21 protein-coding genes are annotated in these 21,668 nt (G+C 66.7%); 10 read left to right on the top strand and 11 right to left on the bottom strand.

Annotated elements, in window-relative coordinates; translation table 11 throughout:
- Nucleotides 1–346: 346 nt before the first annotated feature.
- Nucleotides 347–3,595 carry a ribonuclease E gene (gene rne / locus ACJ7C5_RS02090; RefSeq protein ID WP_412702927.1) on the bottom strand — a complete coding sequence of 1,083 codons (3,249 nt, stop codon included), beginning with the start codon at nucleotides 3,593–3,595 and terminating at the stop codon, nucleotides 347–349.
- Between the two features lie 407 nt (nucleotides 3,596–4,002).
- Here rne and ACJ7C5_RS02085 point away from each other — a divergent pair, with 407 nt between their 5' ends.
- The gene (locus ACJ7C5_RS02085; protein WP_049433696.1) at nucleotides 4,003–4,977 is read left to right on the top strand and encodes an RluA family pseudouridine synthase; all 975 of its coding nucleotides are present in this window, start codon (nucleotides 4,003–4,005) and stop codon (nucleotides 4,975–4,977) included.
- Between the two features lie 98 nt (nucleotides 4,978–5,075).
- Here ACJ7C5_RS02085 and zupT read toward each other — a convergent pair whose 3' ends face one another.
- The 3 genes from zupT to ACJ7C5_RS02070 form a co-directional block, all read right to left on the bottom strand.
- Nucleotides 5,076–5,885 carry a zinc transporter ZupT gene (gene zupT / locus ACJ7C5_RS02080; RefSeq protein ID WP_006456115.1) on the bottom strand — a complete coding sequence of 270 codons (810 nt, stop codon included), beginning with the start codon at nucleotides 5,883–5,885 and terminating at the stop codon, nucleotides 5,076–5,078.
- Between the two features lie 98 nt (nucleotides 5,886–5,983).
- Nucleotides 5,984–6,400 carry an energy transducer TonB gene (locus tag ACJ7C5_RS02075; RefSeq protein ID WP_088026554.1) on the bottom strand — a complete coding sequence of 139 codons (417 nt, stop codon included), beginning with the start codon at nucleotides 6,398–6,400 and terminating at the stop codon, nucleotides 5,984–5,986.
- Nucleotides 6,397–6,747: a 4a-hydroxytetrahydrobiopterin dehydratase gene (locus ACJ7C5_RS02070; protein ID WP_006456031.1), complete on the bottom strand. Its 351-nt coding sequence runs from the start codon at nucleotides 6,745–6,747 to the stop codon at nucleotides 6,397–6,399. Before ACJ7C5_RS02070 ends, ACJ7C5_RS02075 begins: the two co-directional genes overlap by 4 nt.
- 90 nt (nucleotides 6,748–6,837) lie before the next feature.
- Here ACJ7C5_RS02070 and ACJ7C5_RS02065 point away from each other — a divergent pair, with 90 nt between their 5' ends.
- Together ACJ7C5_RS02065 and ACJ7C5_RS02060 are read left to right on the top strand one after the other, a co-directional pair.
- The gene (locus tag ACJ7C5_RS02065; protein WP_088026553.1) at nucleotides 6,838–7,437 is read left to right on the top strand and encodes an NfuA family Fe-S biogenesis protein; all 600 of its coding nucleotides are present in this window, start codon (nucleotides 6,838–6,840) and stop codon (nucleotides 7,435–7,437) included.
- A 10-nt stretch (nucleotides 7,438–7,447) separates the two neighbouring features.
- A complete protein-coding gene (locus ACJ7C5_RS02060; protein WP_412702926.1) occupies nucleotides 7,448–9,217 on the top strand; it encodes a hypothetical protein in 1,770 nt (589 codons plus the stop codon).
- A gap of 150 nt (nucleotides 9,218–9,367) precedes the next feature.
- Here ACJ7C5_RS02060 and ACJ7C5_RS02055 read toward each other — a convergent pair whose 3' ends face one another.
- Together ACJ7C5_RS02055 and ACJ7C5_RS02050 are read right to left on the bottom strand one after the other, a co-directional pair.
- Nucleotides 9,368–9,781, bottom strand: a complete 414-nt coding sequence (locus ACJ7C5_RS02055) for a barstar family protein (RefSeq protein ID WP_032129660.1) — start codon at nucleotides 9,779–9,781, stop codon at nucleotides 9,368–9,370.
- A complete protein-coding gene (locus tag ACJ7C5_RS02050) occupies nucleotides 9,778–10,251 on the bottom strand; it encodes a guanyl-specific ribonuclease (RefSeq protein ID WP_412702925.1) in 474 nt (157 codons plus the stop codon). Before ACJ7C5_RS02050 ends, ACJ7C5_RS02055 begins: the two co-directional genes overlap by 4 nt.
- A 220-nt stretch (nucleotides 10,252–10,471) precedes the next feature.
- On the opposite strand from ACJ7C5_RS02050, the gene ACJ7C5_RS02045 reads away from it, so the two are divergent.
- Nucleotides 10,472–11,083, top strand: coding sequence for a superoxide dismutase (locus ACJ7C5_RS02045; protein ID WP_005410310.1), 612 nt, complete (start codon nucleotides 10,472–10,474; stop codon nucleotides 11,081–11,083).
- Nucleotides 11,084–11,257: 174 nt separating this feature from the next.
- Here the strand turns inward: ACJ7C5_RS02045 and ACJ7C5_RS02040 are convergent, their stop codons facing one another.
- Nucleotides 11,258–12,106 (bottom strand): endonuclease/exonuclease/phosphatase family protein, encoded by an 849-nt coding sequence (locus ACJ7C5_RS02040; RefSeq protein ID WP_088026550.1) that lies wholly within the window; start codon nucleotides 12,104–12,106, stop codon nucleotides 11,258–11,260.
- Nucleotides 12,107–12,268: 162 nt separating this feature from the next.
- On the opposite strand from ACJ7C5_RS02040, the gene ACJ7C5_RS02035 reads away from it, so the two are divergent.
- Entirely contained in the window at nucleotides 12,269–13,834 is a 1,566-nt protein-coding gene (locus ACJ7C5_RS02035) for a POT-type proton-dependent oligopeptide transporter (RefSeq protein WP_088026549.1), read from the top strand.
- 7 nt (nucleotides 13,835–13,841) lie between these two features.
- On the top strand, nucleotides 13,842–14,468 hold the full coding sequence (locus ACJ7C5_RS02030; protein WP_088026548.1) for a rhomboid family intramembrane serine protease: 627 nt from the start codon (nucleotides 13,842–13,844) through the stop codon (nucleotides 14,466–14,468).
- Nucleotides 14,469–14,511: 43 nt separating this feature from the next.
- Here ACJ7C5_RS02030 and ACJ7C5_RS02025 read toward each other — a convergent pair whose 3' ends face one another.
- Entirely contained in the window at nucleotides 14,512–14,697 is a 186-nt protein-coding gene (locus ACJ7C5_RS02025) for a hypothetical protein (RefSeq protein ID WP_088026547.1), read from the bottom strand.
- A 185-nt stretch (nucleotides 14,698–14,882) separates the two neighbouring features.
- Here ACJ7C5_RS02025 and ACJ7C5_RS02020 point away from each other — a divergent pair, with 185 nt between their 5' ends.
- From ACJ7C5_RS02020 to cfa, 3 genes are all read left to right on the top strand, one after another.
- Entirely contained in the window at nucleotides 14,883–15,185 is a 303-nt protein-coding gene (locus tag ACJ7C5_RS02020; RefSeq protein WP_006455911.1) for a GNAT family N-acetyltransferase, read from the top strand.
- Between the two features lie 64 nt (nucleotides 15,186–15,249).
- Nucleotides 15,250–16,104: a DUF3298 and DUF4163 domain-containing protein gene (locus ACJ7C5_RS02015; protein ID WP_412702924.1), complete on the top strand. Its 855-nt coding sequence runs from the start codon at nucleotides 15,250–15,252 to the stop codon at nucleotides 16,102–16,104.
- Nucleotides 16,105–16,123: 19 nt separating this feature from the next.
- Complete coding sequence (gene cfa, locus ACJ7C5_RS02010; protein ID WP_412702923.1) at nucleotides 16,124–17,239, top strand: cyclopropane fatty acyl phospholipid synthase; 1,116 nt, start codon at nucleotides 16,124–16,126, stop codon at nucleotides 17,237–17,239.
- A 152-nt stretch (nucleotides 17,240–17,391) separates the two neighbouring features.
- On the opposite strand, the gene ACJ7C5_RS02005 is transcribed toward cfa, so the two are convergent.
- Nucleotides 17,392–19,560 (bottom strand): M3 family metallopeptidase, encoded by a 2,169-nt coding sequence (locus ACJ7C5_RS02005; RefSeq protein WP_412702922.1) that lies wholly within the window; start codon nucleotides 19,558–19,560, stop codon nucleotides 17,392–17,394.
- Between the two features lie 130 nt (nucleotides 19,561–19,690).
- Here ACJ7C5_RS02005 and ACJ7C5_RS02000 point away from each other — a divergent pair, with 130 nt between their 5' ends.
- On the top strand, nucleotides 19,691–20,170 hold the full coding sequence (locus ACJ7C5_RS02000) for a glutathione peroxidase (protein ID WP_088026543.1): 480 nt from the start codon (nucleotides 19,691–19,693) through the stop codon (nucleotides 20,168–20,170).
- Between the two features lie 35 nt (nucleotides 20,171–20,205).
- On the opposite strand, the gene ACJ7C5_RS01995 is transcribed toward ACJ7C5_RS02000, so the two are convergent.
- Together ACJ7C5_RS01995 and ACJ7C5_RS01990 are read right to left on the bottom strand one after the other, a co-directional pair.
- The gene (locus ACJ7C5_RS01995; RefSeq protein WP_093999933.1) at nucleotides 20,206–20,739 is read right to left on the bottom strand and encodes a TlpA disulfide reductase family protein; all 534 of its coding nucleotides are present in this window, start codon (nucleotides 20,737–20,739) and stop codon (nucleotides 20,206–20,208) included.
- 133 nt (nucleotides 20,740–20,872) lie between these two features.
- Entirely contained in the window at nucleotides 20,873–21,652 is a 780-nt protein-coding gene (locus ACJ7C5_RS01990) for a ferredoxin--NADP reductase (protein ID WP_049434844.1), read from the bottom strand.
- Nucleotides 21,653–21,668 lie beyond the last annotated feature (16 nt).

Here is a 21,668-nt window from a genome sequence, read left to right as displayed (position 1 = left end):
CGCGTCCGCTCCAACAACGGCGCCAACCGAGGTTGGCCTCTACCAGAGCAGTGACCGTGCGCGGGTTGTGCCCTGGTGGGTGCCAACCCTGGTTGGCACGGGCGTGTCCGCGTTCGCTCCAACAACGGCGCCAACCGAGGTTGGCCTCTACCAGAGCAGTGACCGTGCGCGGGTTGTGCCCTGGTGGGTGCCAACCTTGGTTGGCACGGGCGTGTCCGCGTTCGCTCCAACAACGGCGCCAACCGAGGTTGGCCTCTACCAGAGCGCTGCACGCGCCTGACGCACAAACAAAAACGGCGGGGATCATTGATCCCCGCCGTTTCGCTTTCACGCGATCAAAGCGCGATCAGTTCGCCGGCGGCGTGCGCTTGGCGGCCTCTTCGTCTTCTTCGTCGGCCTTGGCTTCTGCAGCCTGGGCTGCAGCGTCGGCATGGCCATCGGCGACCGGGTCGATCGACGGCGTCACCACCGCTTCGGCGACCGGGGCAGCGGCTTCGATCGGCGCGGCTTCCACCGCCACCGGAACGACCGGCTGTTCGGCGGCCACGACGGGCTCGACGACCGGCTTGGCTTCAACCACCGGCGCAGCCTCAACGGCCACCGGCTTGGCTTCGACCACCGGCGCGGCTTCAACGATCTCCGGCTTGGCTTCCACCACCGGCGCAGCCTCGACCGCCGCCGGCTTCGCTTCGATCACCGGAGCGGCTTCAACCACCGGGGCTGCTTCAACCGCGACCGGCTTGGCTTCGGTCATCGGCGCAATGGCTTCGATTGCCGGCGCGGCAACGGCCACCGGCTGGACCGGGGTCGCGGCGTCGATGGCATCAAGCATGCTGGTCTGTACCGGCGAGGACACCGCTTCGGTCTTCGCGGCAGCTTCGACCGGGGCGGCGGCTTCGACCACGGCGCTGCTCACCACGGCGACCGGTGCGGCGGCAACGGCGGCGGCAGCACGGACCGGCTTCGCGGCGTCGGCAGCGGCCGGCTCGGCTTCGTCATCGAAGTCGAACTCCGGCTGCGAACGGGTCGGCTGCGCAGCGCCGACCGGCGCAGTGCCGGCAGTGCTGTCGACGTTCGGCTCGGCGTCATCACCGTCGTCACCATCGTCCTGGTCATCGCCCAGGGCGTCGCTGCCGGCGGCGTTCTCGGCGCCACCGCGACGACGACGACGGCCACCACGACGGCCACGACGACGGCGGGTCGCGCCTTCGCCTGCCTGCTCGCCATTGGCGTCGGTTGCAGCCTCTTCACCGGCAACCACAACCACCTCGGCCTCGCTGGCAGTGTTGGCAGCGGTCTCGACCGGTGCTGCGGTGTCCACCGGAGCGGCGGCGACCGGGGCAACCGGGGCGACCGGTGCAGTGGCTTCCTGCGCGGTCACCACATTGGCGGCGACGGCGGTGGCGGCCACGGCTGCAGTCGCGGTCACGGCTTCGGCCGGTGCTTCGGCGGCGTTGCGCTGCGGCTTCTCGGCCGGCTTGTCAGCGTCCTGCTGCGGGCGCGGCTGCTTCGGCTGCTTCAGCTTGGGCTGCTGCGGGTTCTGGTTCTGGCCCTGCTGCTCGTTGCGCGGCTTGTTCTGCTGCTGCGGCTGCTGCTGGCCATCCTTCTGCTGCGGCTCCTTCTGCTTGCCCTGCTGCGGCTGCTGCTGGGCATTGCCGTTGTTACCGTTGCGGCCGTCCTTGCTGCGCTGCTCACCGCGGTCCTTTCGGTTGCCGCCGTCCTTCTGCTGCTGCGCGTTGCCGTTGCCGCCATTGCCACGGTTGTCGTCGCGACGGTCCTTGCGGTCCTTGTTGCGATCCTTGTTGCGGTCCTTGCGGCCGCCGTCCTGCTGCTGGCGTGCAGCAGGGGCTGCCGGCGCCGGCGCGGGGGCCGGTTCGCCACCGAACACGCGCTTGAGCCAACCGATCACGCCGCCGCTCGGGGCCGGCGCCACCGGCGCTGCCACGACCGGGGCCGGGGCCGCTGCGGCCGGCTCCACTTCCTCGCGCACCGGGGCGGGGGAGGTGTGCTTGACCTGGGTCACCGCCGGCGGCGGGATGTTCAGCTGGCCCTTGGTCAGCGCGTGCACCGGCAGCTTGCGCGGGGTGCCGCGCTGGTAGCTGGGCTTGTTGCTCTCTTCACCCAGCTCGTTCTCGCGCAGGCGGGTGACGGTGTAGTGCGGGGTGTGCAGCTGCTCGTCGGCGACGATCACGATCGGCGCCTCGTGGCGCTGCTCGATCTCGCGCAGGGCGCTGCGCTTTTCGTTCAACAGGTAGTTGGCGATCTCCACCGGGGCCTGCACCAGCACCTGCCCGGTGTTCTCCTTCATCGCATGCTCTTCGGCGACGCGGATGATCGACAGCGACAGCGACTCGACGCTGCGCATGCGGCCGTGGCCGTCGCAACGCGGGCAGACGATCTGGCTGGACTCGCCCAGGCTCGGGCGCAGGCGCTGGCGGCTCATTTCCAGCAGGCCGAAGCGCGAGATGCGGCCGACCTGGACACGCGCGCGGTCGTACTTCAGCGCGTTGGCCAGGCGGTTCTCAACTTCACGCTGGTGCTTGTTGGAGGCCATGTCGATGAAGTCGATGACCACCAGGCCGCCCAGGTCGCGCAGGCGGAGCTGGCGGGCCACTTCCTCGGCTGCTTCCAGATTGGTCTGGAAGGCGGTGTCCTCGATGTCGCTGCCCTTGGTGGCGCGCGAGGAGTTGACGTCGACGGCGGTCAGCGCTTCGGTCTGGTCGACCACGATCGAGCCGCCCGACGGCAGGCGCACGTTGCGCTCGTAGGCGCCTTCGATCTGCGATTCGATCTGGAAGCGGTTGAACAGCGGGATGTCGTCCTTGTAATGCTTGAGCTTGCGCAGGGTCTGCGGCATCACCTGCTGCATGAACTCGCGGGCGTGCTCGTACATCTCCTCGGTGTCCACCAGGATCTCGCCGATATCGGCACGCAGGTAGTCACGCAGGGCGCGCACGATCAGGCGCGATTCCTGGTAGATCAGGAACGGGGCCGGCTTGCTCAGGGCCGCTTCGGCGATGGCGCGCCAGACGTTCAGCAGGTAATCCAGATCCCACTGCAGCTCTTCGGCATCGCGGCCAACACCGGCGGTGCGGATGATCACGCCCATGTCGTCGGGGATGTTCAGCTTGTCCAGGGCGTCCTTCAGGGCAGCCCGGTCTTCGCCTTCGATGCGGCGGGAGACACCGCCCGCGCTCGGCGAGTTCGGCATCAGTACCATGTAGCGGCCGGCCAGGGAGATGAACGTGGTCAGGGCAGCGCCCTTGTTGCCGCGCTCTTCCTTGTCCACCTGGACGACGATCTCCTGGCCTTCCTTCAGCAGCTCGCGGATGCCGGCCTTGTTGTGGTCGACACCGGCCTGGAAGTAGTCGCGGGAGATTTCCTTCAGCGGCAGGAAGCCATGGCGGCCGCCACCGTATTCAACGAAGGCCGCTTCCAGCGAGGGCTCGATGCGGAAGATCCGGCCCTTGTAGATGTTGGACTTCTTCTGTTCCTTCGACGGCTGCTCGATGTCGATGTCATACAACGACTGGCCATCCACGATGGCAACACGCAGCTCTTCAGCCTGCGTGGCGTTGATCAGCATTCGCTTCATTGTTGCGTTCCTCGCAAGCGGCTACCGCGCGGAACGCCATGGGGTTTCGCCTCTGGACACGGTTCGCCGCCCATTCGCGCAAGCGCGGGGAGGGCGGCTTGGGTTTCCAGCGCTACGACACCACGGCAGGCCGCGGGAGCGCTTCACTCTTATGGGTTTTGGGGTGTTACAGGCCGCAGGCAGCTGTCAGCCAGGCTGGAGCGCCACGCGGGACATGTTCAGCACGGTTGCGTGTCAGGCATCCGGCGATGGCCGGGAAGGCCGGTGAGCCGCTAACATGGCCGCCCCGCGGGCGGTGGTCGCGCACTGTGCCGGATTCGTCGGAAGCTGGGCTTCTGGCCCTGAGTAACTTCCAACGAAATCAATCCCTTATCTCGCCCCCCGAGTGTAACAGAATAAACAGCCTGATGACTGCCCAAGACCCCACCAAGCCCGCTGGCGACAAGCCTTCCGTGCGCATGATCACCGTTCCCGCCGACCGTGCCGGCCAGCGTCTGGACAACTTCCTGCTCGGCCAGCTGAAGGGCGCCCCGCGCAGCCTGGTCTACAAGCTGGTGCGCAGCGGCCAAGTACGGGTGAATGGTGGCCGCGCCAAGGCCGAACGCAAGCTCGAGGCGGGTGATGAGGTGCGTGTGCCGCCGGTTCGTCTCAGTGAGGAAGGAGACAAGGCCGGTCCGCCGGAGGCGTTCATGCGCCGCCTGGAGCAGGCCATCGTCTTCGAGGATGCCCGCCTGCTGGCCCTGAACAAGCCGACCGGCGTGGCCAGCCACGGTGGCAGCGGCATCAGCTTCGGCGCCATCGAGACGCTGCGTGCCCTGCGCCCGGGCCAGACCCTGGAGCTGGTCCACCGGTTGGATCGCGACACCTCGGGCCTGCTGATCGTGGCCAAGAAGCGCTCGGCGCTGAGCGAACTGCAGGCGCTGCTGCGTGAAGACCATGGCGCCGGCATCCGCAAGCGCTACCTGACCCTGCTGGCCGGGCGCATGCCCGACGGTGTGATGACGGTCGACGCGCCGCTGCACGTGGGTCTGCGCCAGGGCGGCGAGCGCCATGTGCAGGTGAACGCGATCGGCAAGGAATCGATCAGCCACTTCCGTGTGCTGGAGCGTCGCGGCGGCCATTCGTACTGCGAAGTGCGCATCGAGACCGGCCGCACCCACCAGATCCGCGTGCATGCCCAGCATCTGGGGCATCCGGTGGCCGGTGACGACAAGTACGGCGATCCTGCGGTCAACAAGCGGCTTCGTGAGCAGATCGGCCTGAAACGCCTCTTCCTGCACGCGGCCTCGCTGGAGTTCGCACTGGACGATGGCAAGAGCCCGTATGTACTGAACGCGCCGCTGGCCGATGAGCTGGTCGAGGCGCTGGACCGGCTCCGCTGAAAGCAGTGCAGGGCGCCAGTCACTGTCGCCAGGCCTGGCCTGGCGCTACCTGGGGGCGGTAGATCCACGCCGTGCGTGGATGCGTCCTGCTGCGCCCCTCACCACTTGAACAGCACCAGGCTGATCGCCAGCGTGCCCATGCCTGCCACCAGCCCGTACACCGTCTCGTGGCCCTTGGCATAGCGCTTGGCCGCCGGCAGCAGCTCGTCCAGCGCCAGGAACACCATCACGCCGGCGATCAGCCCGAACACCCAGCCGAAGGTGGCGTGCGACAACGACCCGGACAGCAGCCAGTAGCCCAGCGCCGCGCCCACCGGTTCGGCCAGGCCCGACAGCAGGCTGGCGCTGAACGCATAGAACTTGTTCTGGGTAGCGAAGTACACCGGCACCGCAATCGCAATGCCCTCGGGAATGTTGTGGATGGCGATGGCGAAGGCCAGCGGCATGCCCACCGACGGGCTTTCCAGCGTCGCGAAGAAGGTCGCCAGCCCTTCCGGGAAATTGTGCGCGGTGATCGCGATCGAGGTCAGCAGGGCAACCCGCTTCAGGTACTCGCGGCTGTTCTCGCGGAACGCCGGGTCCTGTTTGTCCAGACTGTCATGCGGATTGGGAATGAAATGGTCGATCAGCACGATCACGATCACGCCCAGCAGGAAGGCCAGGGTGCCGTAGGTGAAGCCGGTGCGCTCGCCATAGGCCAGTGCGAACGAGGCAATGGACTTGTTGAGGATCTCCGACAGCGACACATAGACCATTGCGCCGCCGGCAAAGGCCAGGCCGAACGCCAGCAGGCGCGGATTGGGCCGGCGCGAGAACAGCACCAGCAGGCTGCCGATGGCGGTGGCGAGGCCGGCCGCAAGGGTGACCGCCAGTGCGATCCAGACATTTTCGGGGGGAATCTGCAGCATGTACCGACGCGGTCCTGGTCAACAGACAACCGCCCCGGGCTGTGCCGGGGCGGCGAGGGCGAGGCGGGCGTCGGCTGGCCTCGTCGGGGTACGGGCGATCAGCCGCCGCGACGCAGGCGTTCTTCGATGGCGAAGCACTGGTCTGGCTTCGGCTGCGGCGGGTTGAAGCTGACCGGCACCTGGATGGTGGCCGGCACCGGTTGGCCGTTGCGGGTGGCGGCATTGAACTGCCAGCCCTGCACGGCGGTCTTGGCCAGCTCGTCCAGCTGCGGGTTGCCGGCGCCGGTCAGCAGAGCCACTTCGCTCGGCTTGCCGTCGGTGCCGATGGTCACCTTGAAGGTGCTGGTGCCACCCACGCCCATGCAGGCCAGTTCCAGCGGGTACTGCGGCGGCGGCGTCTTCACCGCGGCCACTTCGGTCGGCGGCGGCGGTGGTGGTGCCGGCGGTTCGGACGGGCCACAGCCGGCCAGGCCGGTCGCAGCGATCAGGGACAGGCTCAGCAAACGTATGTTCATGGCAGTTGCTCCGTCAGGGCCGAAGTCTTTGCCGCGCAGATGAAGTCGTTCTCGCTCAGGCCGCCCACGTCATGGGTGGAGAAGCGCACGACCGCGCGGTCGTAGTGCACGCCAAGGTCCGGATGGTGGTCCTCGCGATGAGCGATCCAGGCCAGCGCGTTCACGAAGGCCATGGTGGCGTAGTAATCCTTGAAGCGGAAGGTGCGCGACAGGGCCTGACCACCCTCGCTCAGCTCCCAGCCGGGAATCTGCGGCAGCAGTTCGGCCAGGCGGGCTTCGCCAAGCTTGTGGTCGCTGCCTTTGCGCGGCACGCAACGGGCCTGGGCCAGTGGAATCAGGTCGGCCATGGGAATCTCCACCTCGTGTTGACTGAACAATGCGCCGGACGGTGTATAAACCGAATGAGCGGCTGACGCTTACTTGGCTAGAATAGCCTGATGATCCAGATCTCCGACACTGCCCAGACCCATTTCCGCAAGCTGATCGAACGCGAGGGCGTGCCCGGCATGGGCGTGCGCTTGAGTGCGGTCGACCCCGGCACCCCGCGCGCCGATGCCCGGCTTGAGTTCGCCGAGCCCAGCGACCTGCTCGGTGACGAGTGGGCGGTGGACTGCGATGGCTTCACCCTTTACGTCGATGCCGGCAGCGTCGGATGGCTCGATGGCGCCGAGATCGACATCGTCGCCGGCACGGCGGGCGCCCAGCAGCTGACCATCAAGGCACCGCGCATCAAGGGCGAGGCGCCCGGCGATGCCGCCTCGCTGGTCGAGCGCGTGCACTGGGTGGTCGAGAACGAAATCAATCCGCAGCTGGCCTCGCATGGTGGCAAGGTGGCCGTGCAGGAAGTCTCGGCCGAAGGCGTGGTGCTGCTGCGCTTCGGGGGTGGCTGCCAGGGCTGTGGCATGGCCGATGTGACCCTCAAGCAGGGCATTGAAAAGACCCTGATGGGCCGCGTGCCGGGCGTGACTGCCGTGCGCGACGCGACCGACCACGACAGCGGCCACGCGCCGTACATCCCTCGCGGCAACGCCGCCTGATCGCTGACGCGTGCCTCTGACCCGGGCCGAGCAACTCATCGACCTGCTGCTGGCCCGCCAGCAGCCACGCGCCGTCCTCGAGAAGACCACGCGCCTGCCCTATGGCTGGGCGCTGTGGCTGCGCTCGCTGGGCCCGCTGCCGCGGCCGTTCCACGCCCGCGAAGTGATTGCGGTATTGCTGCCGCGCCCACTGCCTGGACCGCCGGGCCAATCGCCCCGGCTGTCAACGTGGCAGTCGCTGCGCCGGTTGTTCTGGCAGGACTGGGATGCTGCGCCGCGCGATCAGCGCTGGATGCGCTGGACCTCGGCGTTGGCCAGCGCGCTGCTGCACCTGCTGTTCTTCGTGCTGCTGCTGTGGGTGGCGGTGATCCGCACCACGGCACCGGAAGCAGAAGGCGCCGAAGGCGAGCGTGTGCAGGTGGAATTCGTCGGTCGCGCCACCCAGGAAGGTGGGGGCGATCAGCCGGGTGCCGAGGCGGCTGCGGCGGCACCGGCCGGCCAGGTTGCCGCCGGCCAGGACGGGGGGGCAGCGACTGCACCTGAGCCGCGTCCTGCGGCCGCGTCGGCGCCTGCGCCCGCACCGGCTCCAGCACCGACAGCCACCAGCGTGCCGTCGCCGCCGGCCGAAGCCGAGCCCGCACCGGTTGCCGCGCCGCCACCGTCGCCGGTGCAGGCCACCGAAGTGGCGCAGGCCAGCACCGATTTCGTGGTGCCGCCGGTCAGCGTGCCGCGCACCGAGGTCAGTATCGTGCCGCGTGACACCACACCCACGGTGCGCGAGCGCAGCGTGCAGCCGGTGCAGGCGCCGCCAACCCCAACCGCGATGCGTGCGCCGCAGATCGCGGTGCGGACGCCGCAGCTGCGTGACATCCCGGTGCAGGAACGCGAAGTCAGTACGGTCGATGCACCGGCGGTGTCGCAGCCGCTGCGCACGGCCGATGTGCAGGTGCGCGTGCCGCAGCGTGACGTGCAGGTGCGCGAGCGTGAAGTGCAGGCGGTGGTCGATCCGCAGGTGCGGATGGCGACCGTCGCCGGTCGTGAACCGGCGGTGCATGCGCCGGCGGGTCGTGACGTACAGGTGCGCGAGCGCGAAGTAGCTTCGGCACCGGCGGCAGCCCCTTCGTCTTCCAGTGGCAATGCACCCGCGGCAACGCCCGCGCCGGCAGCCAATGGCAGCGCGACGCAGGCGAGCAGCAGCGCTGCGCGGCCTGCTGCATCCAGCACGACCCCGGCCCAGGCTGGAGCGCGCCCGGCCCCCAATCCGGGCAACTGGGCCACGCCCGCCAAGGGTGATGACTGGGGTGCGTCAAGCCGCAACCATGATGGCGCCGACAACGGCGCCCGCCAGGCCAGTACCAGCGGCAAGGGCAGTGGCCTGTTCAATGCCGATGGCAGCGTCCGCGTGCCGGGCCAGGAAGGCGAGGGTCGTGCCGAGCGCGGTGCGCCAGGTGGGGCAAACGACGGCTGGAGCAAGGAACGCATCGCGCAATCGGGCACCTGGTTGAAGCGACCGCCTTACGACTACACGCCCACTTCGTTCGATAAGTACTGGGTCCCGCAGGAATCGCTGCTGGCCGAGTGGGTGCGCAAGGGGGTCAAGGCAATGGAGATTCCGTTGCCGGGTACCAGCACGAAGATCTCCTGCGTGATCTCGATCCTGCAGGCCGGTGGTGGCTGCGGCCTGACCAACCCCAACATGCAGGACCAGCCGGCGGTGGCGCGACCGCCGCCGGACATCCCGTTCAAGAAAGAGCTGCAGGAAGATAACGGGAGCCGCTAGGCAGGGCGCGCGGGCCCCACACGCTGGCCGGCTCGCGCGTTGGTAGGTGCCAACCTTGGTTGGCACAGAAGCGCCGACCAAGGTCGGCATCTACCGGAGCACGCCGGAGCACGTGCGCCGACCAGGGTCGGCCTCTACCTGGGCGGTGACTTACGCGCTCTGCGACAGGAACACCCAGAACGGCACGTCGCGGCCAACCCAGTCACGACTGGCTTCATCCATCACATCCAGTAGGGTGTCGAAGTCCTTCTGCGTGGAGGCACGCAACGTGTCCACGTCGGCCAGGAACAGCGCGTAACCGTTGGCTGGCAGCCACTGCAGGTCGCGCAGGTTGTCCGACAGCGCATCCCAGTTGCCGCCGAAGCCGGCCGGGAAATCCAGTTGCGCGGCCAGCCGGGCGAGCAGGGTGCGCTTGTCGGCCACGCCTTCCAGATCGATGCGGATCACCTTCAGCCCGGCATCGCGCATCGCTGCGGCCAGTGCGCCGATGTCGTCGCTGTCGATGGCGTAGACGCCGGCATTGTTGATGTCATGCAGGCCGAGGCCGAAATCATCGTGGCTCATTGCTGCGCTCCCTGGGCTGGCACGGTGAAGCTGCGGAACGATGCGTAGTGGTCGTCGGTGTAGTACCACGCCTCCGGCGGATAGCCACCGGTGACGATGCGGCGCGTGCCGCGGGTACGCGCACCGGGGGTGTCGACGGTGTATTCGCGGTAGTAGCCGCGCGGGCGCTGCGGCAGCTGCTGCTCGCGGTTGCCGAAGGTGCTGCCGTCCTGGCGGTGAGGGAATGGGCCGCCACGCTGGATCAGGGCGATGGTCTGCCGGGCTTCAGCGGGCAGGAATGCGGGCAGGCGGCTGTCGTTGCCGGTTGCGGGCGTGGCCGTGGCCGTGGCCGTGGCCGGCGCGCGCGCGGCAGGCGCACCCTGCAGGTCCGGCGCGAACTGCGGCGCCGGTGGGCGCTGCATGAAATGGTTGACGACCAGGCCGAGCAGCAGCAGGGCGATGGCGGTGATCAGCAGCCGGGGGTTGCGCATGGGCAAGGAGCGGGCGAGGGCGGTGCAGGCACTGTAGCGCCTGCGCGCTGCACGGTGCATGAGGATGGCATCGCGTCACTGCTGCGTAACAATTGCCGTCGTGCTCACTGGCAGGACGCAATTTCCTTTACATCCCCCTTGGTAATCTGGCGGTCTGTCCCCATCATTCACCGCGCAACGCCCGACACCGTCGGGTGCCCTCGCAATCAGGAGATGCATCATGGCCTATACCCTGCCCAAGCTGTCCTACGCCTACGACGCGCTGGAACCGCATATCGATGCGGCGACGATGGAAATCCATCACACCAAGCATCACCAGACCTACATCAACAACGTCAACGCGGCGCTGGAAGGCACCGAGTACGCTGACCTGCCGGTCGAAGAACTGGTGAAGAAGCTCAAGTCGCTGCCGGAGAACCTGCAGGGTCCGGTACGCAACAACGGTGGCGGCCATGCCAACCACTCGCTGTTCTGGACCGTGATGGCTCCGAATGCTGGCGGTAACCCGGTGGGCGACGTGGCCAAGGCCATCGACAAGGACCTGGGCGGCTTTGACAAGTTCAAGGACGCCTTCACCAAGGCTGCGCTGACCCGTTTCGGCAGCGGCTGGGCGTGGCTGAGCGTGACCCCGGACAAGAAGGTCGTGGTCGAGAGCACCGGCAACCAGGACAGCCCGCTGATGGAAGGCAACACCCCCATCCTCGGCCTGGACGTGTGGGAACACGCGTACTACCTGAAGTACCAGAACCGTCGTCCGGAATACATCGGCGCGTTCTTCAACGTCATCGACTGGAACGAAGTCGAGCGCCGTTACCAGGAAGCGATCGCCTGATCGCGGTAACGGGATGAACTGAAAAGGCCGGGGGAGACCCCGGCCTTTTTTGTCTGTCAGTCCAGGGAATGGGGCCGATTCTGGTAGGTGCCGACCTTGGTCGGCACGGAAGCATGTGCGCGCGCGGTGGGAATGTGCCGACTAAGGTCGGCCCCCATCGGGGCGAAGGCGTGGCTATTCGGCAGACGCCGTATCCCCCTGCAGGCGCAGGGTCGCCATTACGCCCAGGCGCAGGCCGGGCAGGTCGCCGTCGGCCGGCAGCAGGATCGGCTGCTGGCGGATGCCGCCGAAGTGCTTGACCTGGAACAGCACGTCCAGCCCATGGCCACTCGCACCGCCGCCACTGGCCGCGGGCGGATCGGCGCGGCCGCCGGGATTGCGCCGGGCCGGCTGGAAGCCGGGCGTGCTGCGCACCAGTTCCACCGTGTTGGCGGAGAAATCACCGGCGATCAGGCTGGGCATGCCCTCGGAGGTGGCGCCGATCCAGGTCATCAGATCGCTGGTCTGATGCTGGCGGGCGGTGGCCTCGTCCAGGTCCGGGCGCAGTCGCGCCACATAGATGTTGACCAGCGCCTCGCCCAGCTTCAGCCGCATCATGCCGGCGGCGCTGAAGGTGCCGGGTGGATGCAGCAGGGTGACCCCGTCTTCGCTGACCGGCAGCCGGGTCAGCATCGCGTTGCCATGCCGCAGTGGCTGGCTGGGTGGATCGGCGGTAACGAAGTCGCAGCTGTAGCGCAGCCGGCTGGCCAGCCAGCAGGCCGGGTTGCGGCCCTGTTGCTGCAACACCTGCTGCACCGAAATCACGTCCGGTTGCAGGTCGGTCAGCAGCTGCGCGACCTGTTCGCGGCGCTGTTTCCATTGCGTGTCATCGCGGCTGGGCAATTCCAGCGCGGCCACGGTCAGCTGCCGGGGCTCGCCCCCGCCAGTGGCGGACGCCGGCGCCTGCGGCCGCGCCTGGGCCTGCAACGCCAGCAACAGCGCAAGACAGCTGAGCAGGAGGCGGGCGTGGGCGAGGGGGCGCATAACGATAAGTTTACGCTTTTGTCGTGCAGGTGCCGTGACTTCCGGCACGGCCAACACTGCCTGCCATGGATTGGCACCGTTGTCATGCAGCCCTGCAGCGTGCTTCGCAAGCCCTGGTTCCGGTAACCTTGCGCCTTTCGCTTTGCAGGAATGCCTTACAGGATGAGCCACGACGCAGTCGCCCCCATCGCCGGCCAAGGAAAGATGCCGCGCCAGATTCCGTACATCATCGGCAATGAGGCCTGCGAACGGTTCAGTTTCTACGGGATGCGCAACATCCTGGTGCAGTTCCTGATCACCTCGCTGCTGCTGCAGGAAATCACGGCGGAAGGCCGTGCCGGTGAAGCCAAGGACATCATGCACAGCTTCATGATCGGCGTGTATTTCTTCCCGCTGCTTGGTGGCTGGCTGGCCGACAAGTTCTTCGGCAAATACCACACCATCCTCTGGTTCAGCCTGGTCTACTGCGCCGGCCACCTGTGCCTGGCGCTGTTCGAGAACAGCCGTGAAGGCTTCTTCCTCGGCCTGGGCCTGATCGCGCTGGGCGCCGGTGGCATCAAGCCGCTGGTGGCCTCGTTCATGGGCGACCAGTTCGACCAGAGCAACAAGCACCTGGCCAAGATCGTCTTCGACGCCTTCTACTGGATCATCAATTTCGGCTCGCTGTTCGCCTCGCTGCTGATTCCGCTGGTGCTGAAGAACTGGGGCCCGCAGTGGGCGTTCGGCATCCCGGGCATCCTGATGTTCATCGCCACCTTCGTGTTCTGGCTGGGCCGCAAGCGCTACGTGCTGGTACCGCTGCCGCCGAAGGATCCGCATTCGTTCGCCAACGTGGTGCGCACCGCGCTGACCGCGCGCGTGGCGGGCCAGGGCCGTCCGGGCCTGGTGATCGCCGTGCTCGGTGGGGTGCTGGCAGTGGCCTCGTTCGGCCTGGTCGGTTCGTTGGGCATCGTGATCTGCCTGTGCCTGGCGCTGGTGGCCATCCTCGCCGGCATCGGTGGCGGTACCTGGCTGCAGCTGGACCGCGCCCGCGGCCAGCATCCGGCCGAAGCCGTGGAAGGTGTGCGTTCGGTACTGCGCGTGCTGGTGATCTTCGCGTTGACCACGCCGTTCTTCTCGCTGTTCGACCAGAAGGCCTCGACCTGGGTCCTGCAGGGCCAGCAGATGCAGATGCCGAGCTGGTTCACCGCCTCGCAGATGCAGGCGCTGAACCCGCTGCTGGTGATGATCCTGATTCCGTTCAACAACCTGGTGCTGTACCCGGCCCTGCGCCGCTTCGGTTTCGAGCCGACCGCGCTGCGCCGCATGACCGCCGGTATCGCCTTCAGCGGCCTGGCCTGGATCGTCATCGGTGGCATCCAGGTGGTAATGGACGGTGGCAATGCCATGTCGATCTTCTGGCAGATCCTGCCGTACGCGCTGCTGACCTTCGGTGAGGTGCTGGTCTCGGCCACTGGCCTGGAGTTCGCCTACAGCCAGGCGCCGCAGGCGATGAAGGGCGTGGTGATGAGCTTCTGGAACCTGACCACCACCATCGGCAACCTGTGGGTGCTGCTGTCCAACGCGGCGGTGCGCAATGACACGGTGACCCACCAGATCGCCGGTACGGGCCTGAGCGAGGCGGCGTTCCTGATGTTCTTCTTCGCCGGCTTCGCCTTCATCGCGGCGTTGGCCTTCGGTTGGTATGCGAAACGCTATCGTATGGTCGACAACTACCGTAGCGCCTGAGCCTGACATGACCCCCGTCAATCTGCTGTTGATCGCCGTCACCGCCATCCTGTCGTGGATGGCGTTCAACAACCGCAAGCTGGCCGACCGCCTGATCCTGTGGCCGCCGGCCATCGACCGTCACCGCCAGTACGACCGGCTGGTGACCTATGGCTTCATCCACGCCGACTGGTCGCACCTGATCTTCAACATGATCACCCTGTTCTTCTTCGGGGGATTCATCGAGAGCGTGATGGTGCAGCTGACCGGCAGCTACCTGACCTATCCGGCGTTCTACATCGGCGCGCTGCTGGTCTCGATCCTGCCCAGCTACCTGAAGAACCAGAAGAATCCGAACTACCTCAGCCTGGGTGCGTCCGGTGCGGTGTCGGCGGTGCTGTTCGCCTTCATCCTGATCAAGCCGTGGTCGATCATCCTGGTGTTCTTCATCCCGGCGCCAGCCATCGTCTACGCCGCGTTCTATGTCGGCTACAGCATCTGGATGGACAAGCGCGGCGGTGACCGCATCAACCACAGTGCCCACCTGGCGGGCGCGGCGTTCGGCGTGATCTTCATGCTGGCCATGCAGCCGAGCATCTTCAACCACTTCCTGCGCGAACTCTCCAACCCGACCTTCCGCCTCGGCGGCGGTTGATGGCGGGAGCGGGGCGGATCGGCAGCGATCCGCCCCGGCAGGCTCAGGCCGCGGTCTGCTGGCCGTAGGTGTCCAGCAGGCGGGCGAACACTTCCTCGCCGATGCGCTGGAAATCCTGGTCTTCGGTCTGCCCTTCCACCGCCAGTTGCAGCAGGCCCTCCAGCAGGGCGCGGTCGGTATCGGAATGGGGATCGCTGGGGTGCATCGGTGCCTCCGCGGTGGTACGCATGGTCAACGGTCGCAAGGGCCGTGCCAGCCTGGCCGGACCCCTCCACAGGCGATAGCGGCCTGCGGCCCTCCAGCTTGAGGGGCGAAAACTGACGTGAACGGACTGGACTTGCCCCTGTTCAGGCTTCACGCGATCATGGCGCCCGGCTGCGCACCATCCACGCAGTCGCCGCAGGAGACAGTTCCATGGCTTCGGTCACGCCCCCCGGTCTGGCCTACGAGGTCGAACACGACCTGGCCAACCACCGCTTCACCGCCCGTGTGCGTGGACAGCTGGCGGTGCTCGATTACCAGATCAAGCGCAGGCGCATGGTCATCACCCACACCGAAGTGCCCGAGCCGATCGCCGGCCGTGGCATTGCCGGTGAGTTGACCCGCGTGGCACTGCGTTTCGCCCGCGAGCAGAAATACAAGGTGGTGCCGGCATGCTCCTACGCCGAGGCCTTCCTGCAGCGGCACGAGGAGTACCACGACCTGCTCGTTGGCTGAACGCCAGCGGGTCACGCTTCAGCCATGGCAGGCGATGATGTACAAACATGAACAGGGGATCCCGATGAAGATTGGAAACAACCGGCCACTGCGCGGCAGCGTGCTGGCCGGCGTGGTGGGCGTGCTGTTGCTGGCCGGTTGCCAGCGTGAAAGCGAGCCGGCACCGGCGGCCGACGCGGCACCCGCCGCCGAGGCCACCGCCGCAGGCGAAACGCCGGCCACGGAAGCGCCGCTGGACCTGCGCGACGTGATCGAGAACAACGAACGCGAAGTGGTGGGTATCAGCTACCCGGCCGGCATCGACCGCTACCCGGGCCTGGCGCGCGCGCTGCAGGACTATGCCACCAGCGCTCGCAGCGACCTGCAGCAGGCACTGGACGGGCTTGGCAACGACAAGCCGACCATGCCCTACGAGCTGTCGCTGAGCTTCGAGAAGCTGTTGGAAACCCCGCAGCTGGTGGTGGTCAGTGCCGACGGCAGCCGCTATACCGGTGGCGCCCACGGCGAACCGCTGGTGGCGCGCTTCGTGTGGCTGCCGGCGCAGCAGCAGATGCTCAGCGCCGAAAAGCTGGTGGCCGATGCCAAGGGCTGGAAGGCGATCAGCGATTTCGTCGCCGACCAGCTGCGCGAACGCGTGGCAACCCGCCTCAGCGGCGAGGACATGGACCCGGCCCAGCTGCAGGAATCGCTGCGCAACGCATCGCGCATGATCGCCGACGGTACCGGCCCGCAGGCCGACAATTTCAGCCAGTTCCAGCCGCTGACCGACGACAAGGGGCAGATCACGGCGCTGCGCTTTGTTTTCCCGCCGTACCAGGTGGGTCCATACTCGGACGGCACCCAGACCGCCGATGTACCGGCGGCGGTGCTGTTGCCGCACGTGGCCAAGGACTACGTGGAGCTGTTCGCACGCGGTTGACCGTAGTCGAGGAGGTGGCGTGGATACAGGGTTGCAGGAGCGGGTCGCCGGCCTGCTGCAGGAAGCCGGGGTCCGCATCGGCGGTACCCAGCCACAGGATATCCAGGTGCATGACCCGCGCTTCTTCGCGCGGGTCATGGCGCACGGCTCACTCGGCCTCGGCGAAAGCTACATGGACGGTTGGTGGGACGCCAACGTCCTGGATGAATTCCTCGTCCACCTGATGCAGGCGCACCTGGACGAACGGGTGCACGGCTGGCGCGAAGTGGCCGATGCACTGAAGGCACGCCTGTTCAACCTGCAGGTGGGGCAGGGCAGCTACGAGGTGGGCCGCCGCCACTACGACCTCGGCAACGATCTCTACCAGGCCATGCTCGGTCAGCGCCTGGTGTACAGCTGCGGCTACTGGCGCAATGCCGACGATCTTGACGCCGCGCAGGAAGCCAAGCTTGACCTGGTCTGCCGCAAGCTGGGCCTGCGCCCGGGGCAGCGTGTGCTGGATATCGGTTGTGGCTGGGGCGAAGCCCTGAAGTTCGCCGCCGAGCGCTACGGTGTAAGTGGCGTTGGCGTGACCATTTCGCAGGAGCAGGCCGAGTTCGCGCGCGAACTGTGCGCCGGTCTGCCGATCGAGATCCGTCTGCAGGACTACCGCGAACTGCACGAACCGTTCGATGCGATCTTCTCGATCGGCATGTTCGAGCACGTCGGCGACAAGAACTACGCCAGCTTCTTCGAGGTGGCCAAACGCTGCCTGTCGCCGCGCGGCCTGCTGTTGCTGCACAGCATCGGCACCAATATCTCGCGGCATCGCACCGATCCGTGGATCGCGCGCTACATCTTCCCCAACTCGATGCTGCCGTCGGCAGTGCAGATCAGCAAGGCGTTCGAAGGGCATTTCGTGCTGGAGGACTGGCACAACTTTGGCACCGACTACGACCTGACCCTGCAGGCCTGGCGGCGCAACGTGGAAGCGGCATGGCCACGGCTGGATGCGCGCTACGACGAGCACTTCCGGCGCATGTGGCGCTTCTACCTGGCTGGCTCGATGGCCACGTTCCGCTGCCGGCACGCGCAGTTGTGGCAGCTGGTGCTGTCGCCGGAAGGTGTGCCGGGTGGGTACGTAGCGCCGCGGTGAGTTCATGGTCGGGTCGGAGCCCTTTCCGTTGGAAAGGGATCCGACCCCGGGGTCAGATCCCATTTCGCAGAAATGGGTTCTGACCCCAACCCCAACAAAAAAAACCGCCCGGTCTCCCGGGCGGCTTTCGTTTCAGGCGACTGCGCTGGCGATCAGTTGCCGGCGCCGGTCAGGCCACGCTTTTCCAGCAGCGGTTCGATCTGCGGCTCGTGGCCGGCGAAATCGCGGAACAGCTGCATCGCGTCGACGCTGCCGCCCTTGGACAGCAGAGTGGCGCGGAAGTGGTCACCGTTCTTGCGGCTCAGGCCGCCGTTGTCCTTGAACCACTTCTGGGTGTTGGCGTCGAGCACTTCCGACCAGATGTAGGCGTAGTAGCCGGCCGAGTAGCCGCCCATGATGTGGCTGAAGTACGGGGTCTTGTAGCGGGGCGGAACCGGCGCGTAGTAGATGCCGTCCTTCTCCAGCGCGGCGCGCTCGAAGGCCATCACGTCCTTGGCGGCCGGCACCTGGTCGGCGCCGATCTGGTGCCAGCGCTGGTCAAGCATGGCCGCACCCAGGTACTCGGTGGTGGCGAAGCCCTGGTTGAACTTGGCAGCGGCCAGCACCTTGTCCAGCAGTGCCTGCGGCATCGCCGAACCATTCTGGTAGTGCTTGGCGTAGTTCTTCAGGATGACCGGATTGTCCGACCACATTTCGTTGACCTGCGAGGGGAACTCGACGAAGTCACGCGGCACCGAAGTGCCCGAGAAGTACGGGTACTTCACGTTGGAGAACATGCCGTGCAGGGCGTGGCCGAACTCGTGGAAGGTGGTGTTCACCTCATCCCAGGTCAGCAGGGTCGGCTGGCCGGCCGGCGGCTTCGGGATGTTCAGGTGGTTGGCGACCACCGGCTTGAAGCCGGTCAGCTTGGACTGCGAAACGTAGGAGTTCATCCACGCACCACCGCGCTTGGAGGCACGTGCATACGGGTCGAAGATGAAGATCGCCAGCTGGCTGCCGTCGGCGTCGAACACGTCGTAGACGGTGACGTCATCGTGGTAGACCGGCAGATCGGTGCGCTGCTTGAAGGTCAGGCCGAATTCCTGGCCGGCGGCGTAGAACACGCCGTTCTCCAGCACGTTCTTCATCTCGAAGTACGGCTTCAGCTGCGACTCGTCGAAGTTGTACTTGGCCTGGCGCACCTTCTCGCTGTAGAAGGCCCAGTCCCACGGTTCCAGCTGGAAGGTCGGCTTGCGCGCGGCTTTCTGTTCCTTGTCGATCATCGCCTGCAGGTCGGCGGCTTCGCGCTTGGCATTGGCCACCGCGGCCGGGGCCAGCTTGCCCAGCATCGCGTTGACCGCTTCCGGGGTCTTGGCGGTCTGGTTGGTCAGGTTGTAGGCGGCGAAGTTCGGGAAGCCCATCAGCTTGGCCTTGTCGGCACGCAGCTGCATGATGCGCGAGACCAGCGCGGTGTTGTCGAACTCACCGCCGCGGCTGCCGCGGGTGGTCGAAGCTTCGTAGATCTTCTGGCGCAGGGCGCGGTTGGCCAGGTTGGTCAGCGGCGGCTGGCCGGTGGTGTTGAGCAGGGTGATCACGTACTTGCCTTCCAGGCCACGAGCCTTGGCGGCTTCGGCGGCGGCAGCGATCTGCTCCTTGGACAGGCCGTCCAGCTCCTTGACGTCGTCAACGGTGATCGCCGAAGCGTTCACTTCCGACTGCACGTTCTGGCTGAACTTGGTGCCCAGGTTGGCCAGCTCGGCGTTCATCTCCTTCAGCGTGGCCTTGTCGGCCTCGGACAGCTTGGCGCCGGCGCGCACGTAGTTGTCGTAGTACTTCTCGACCAGGCGCACGCCTTCGGCGTCCAGGCCCAGCTGGCTGCGGGTGTCGTACAGCGCCTGGATGCGGGCGAACAGCTTGCCGTTCAGCGCGATCGCATCGCTGTGCGCGGCGAACCTGGCCGAGTAGTCGGCCTGCAGCTTCTTCCGGGAGTCGTTGGTGTCGGCGCCGACCAGGCTGAAGAACACGGTGGTCGCACGGTCGAGGATGTCACCGCTCTTTTCCAGGGCGATGATGGTGTTGTCGAAGGTCGGCTTGGCCTTGTTGTTGGCGATCGCCTCCACTTCCTTCAGCTGCTGCGCCATGCCGGCGTCGAAGGCCGGAGCGAAGTCACTGTCCTTGATCTTGTCGAACTGCGGGAAGTGCAGCGGCAGCGGGCTTTCGGCAAAGAACGGATTGGCCTGCTGGGCATTGGTGCTGGCAGCCGGGGTGGCGGCGCCGGCAGAGAAGGCGGGCAGGGCAAGGCCGAGGGACATGGCCACGGCAAGGGCAAGGCGAGTGGTCAAGGTAGGAACTCCGGTAAGGCAAACAAGGGCCCGAGGGTAACCCGGCCGGCGGCGCCCGCACTTGTGTCAAAAGGCATGTTGCCGGGGCCGGGCGCGGGTATCATCCGTTCACCGCCCACGGCCCGCTGCCATGACCACTGCCTACGATTTCAGCTTCCGCGACCTCGACGGCCAGCCGCAGACCCTGGCCCAGTACCAGGGCCACCCGTTGCTGCTGGTCAATGTCGCCAGCCGTTGTGGCTTCACCCCGCAGTACACCGGGCTGGAGCAGCTGTGGCAGGACTACCGCGAGCGTGGCCTGGTGGTGATCGGCTTCCCGTGCAACCAGTTCGGTGCGCAGGAACCCGGCGACGCCGCGCAGATCCGCCAGTTCTGTTCGCTGGACTACCCGGTCAGCTTTCCGTTGTCGGAGAAGATCGAGGTCAACGGCGAGGGGGCTGATCCGTTGTGGGCATGGCTGTCACGCGAGAAGTGCGGCCTGCTGGGTAGCGCCCGCATCAAGTGGAATTTCAGCAAGTTCCTGGTTGACCGCCAGGGGCGGGTGGTGTCGCGCCATGCGCCCACCACCAAGCCGGAGCAGCTGCGCGGGGAGATCGAAGGACTGCTGTAACACCCCCTCGTTCGCGCTGGAGGCGACGTACGGAATCAGTGCCCCAGCGCCGCTGCGCCTGCCTCGCGGTTGCGCACCTCTTCGGGCAGTGCATCGATTACCTGTTGCATGATCCGCGGCAGGCTGGCTTCGCTGTAGCCGCGGTGGGCATGGGCGAGGGTGCCGTCGCGGCCGACGATGAACATGTGGGGTACTGCGACGATGCCGAATTGCTCGGCCAGCGCGCCGCCGGGATCATGCAGGTACTCCAGCTTCGGCCAGTCACGCTGACGGATCAGACGGCTGACTTCCAGCCGGGGTTCGCCCCAGTTGACCGCGTAGACCTTCAACGCGTCCTCGCCGACCACCTGTTGCAGATGGGCCAGGATCGGCAGTTCCTTGCGGCAGGGGCCGCACCAGGAGGCCCAGAAGGTGACGATCACGACCTTGCCGCGCTGATCGGCCAGATTGACCGCATTGCCTTTGCGGTCGTTGCCCAGTGCCTGCGGCGGCACGTCGCCACGGGCGGGCGGCGCAGCCCACGCTGGAATCGCCGCCAGCAGAAGACCGGCAATTGCCCACGCCCGCATCCGATGCGGGATCCATGTGTCCATCATCCGTGTATTCCCAAGAGGGCCATCGGCCCGTGTGTTGCGGACCATGCCGGCAATGCGCAAGGTATGCAACAGGTCGGGTGCAGAGGCGGGGTCGGTGCCCCGCGCTTTACTTTTCGACGAACGCGCGCTCGAACACGTAGTGGCCTGGCTGGCCGATGCGCGGCGAGACCTGGAAGCCGCGGGCATCGAGCACAGTGCGCAGGTCGGCCAGCATCTGCGGGCTGCCGCAGATCATCGCGCGGTCGTTTTCCGGGCTCAGCTCCGGCAGGCCGAGGGTGCGCTGCATCTCGCCGCTTTCCATCAGCTGGGTCAGGCGGCCCTGGTTGGCGAACGGCTCGCGGGTCACCGCCGGGTAGTACAGCAGCTTGTCGCCGATCATCTCGCCCAGGAACTCATGCTCGCGCAGTTCCTTCTCGAAGTAATCGCGGTAGGCCAGGTCCTTTTCGTAGCGCACGCCGTGGCAGAGGATCACCTTCTCGAAGCGCTCGTAGGTTTCCGGGTCCTTGATGACCGACAGCCACGGCGCCATGCCGGTGCCGGTGCCCAGCAGGTACAGGTTCTTGCCCGGGTGCAGGTCGCTGATCAGCAGGGTGCCGGTGGGCTTCTTGCCGACCAGCACCTTGTCGCCTGGCTTGATGTGCTGCAGACGCGAGGTCAGCGGGCCGTCCTGCACCTTGATGCTGAAGAACTCCAGATGCTCTTCCCAGTTGGCGCTGGCGATGGAATACGCACGGAGCAGCGGCCGCGCCTCGGTTTCCAGGCCGATCATCACGAACTGGCCGTTCTCGAAGCGGAAACCGCTGTCGCGGGTGAGGGTGAAGCTGAAGTAGGCATCGGTCCAGTGACGGACCTCAAGCACCGTTTCGGCGCCAAAAGCGGAGGACATGGGCGTATCTATCGAA

The sequence above is a fragment of the Nocardiopsis yanglingensis genome (genome assembly GCF_045809185.1).
GTDB classification, from domain to species: domain Bacteria; phylum Pseudomonadota; class Gammaproteobacteria; order Xanthomonadales; family Xanthomonadaceae; genus Stenotrophomonas; species Stenotrophomonas yanglingensis.
Note: the sequence above shows the minus strand (reverse complement) of the source record. Positions and strands in the feature narration are given on the sequence as shown.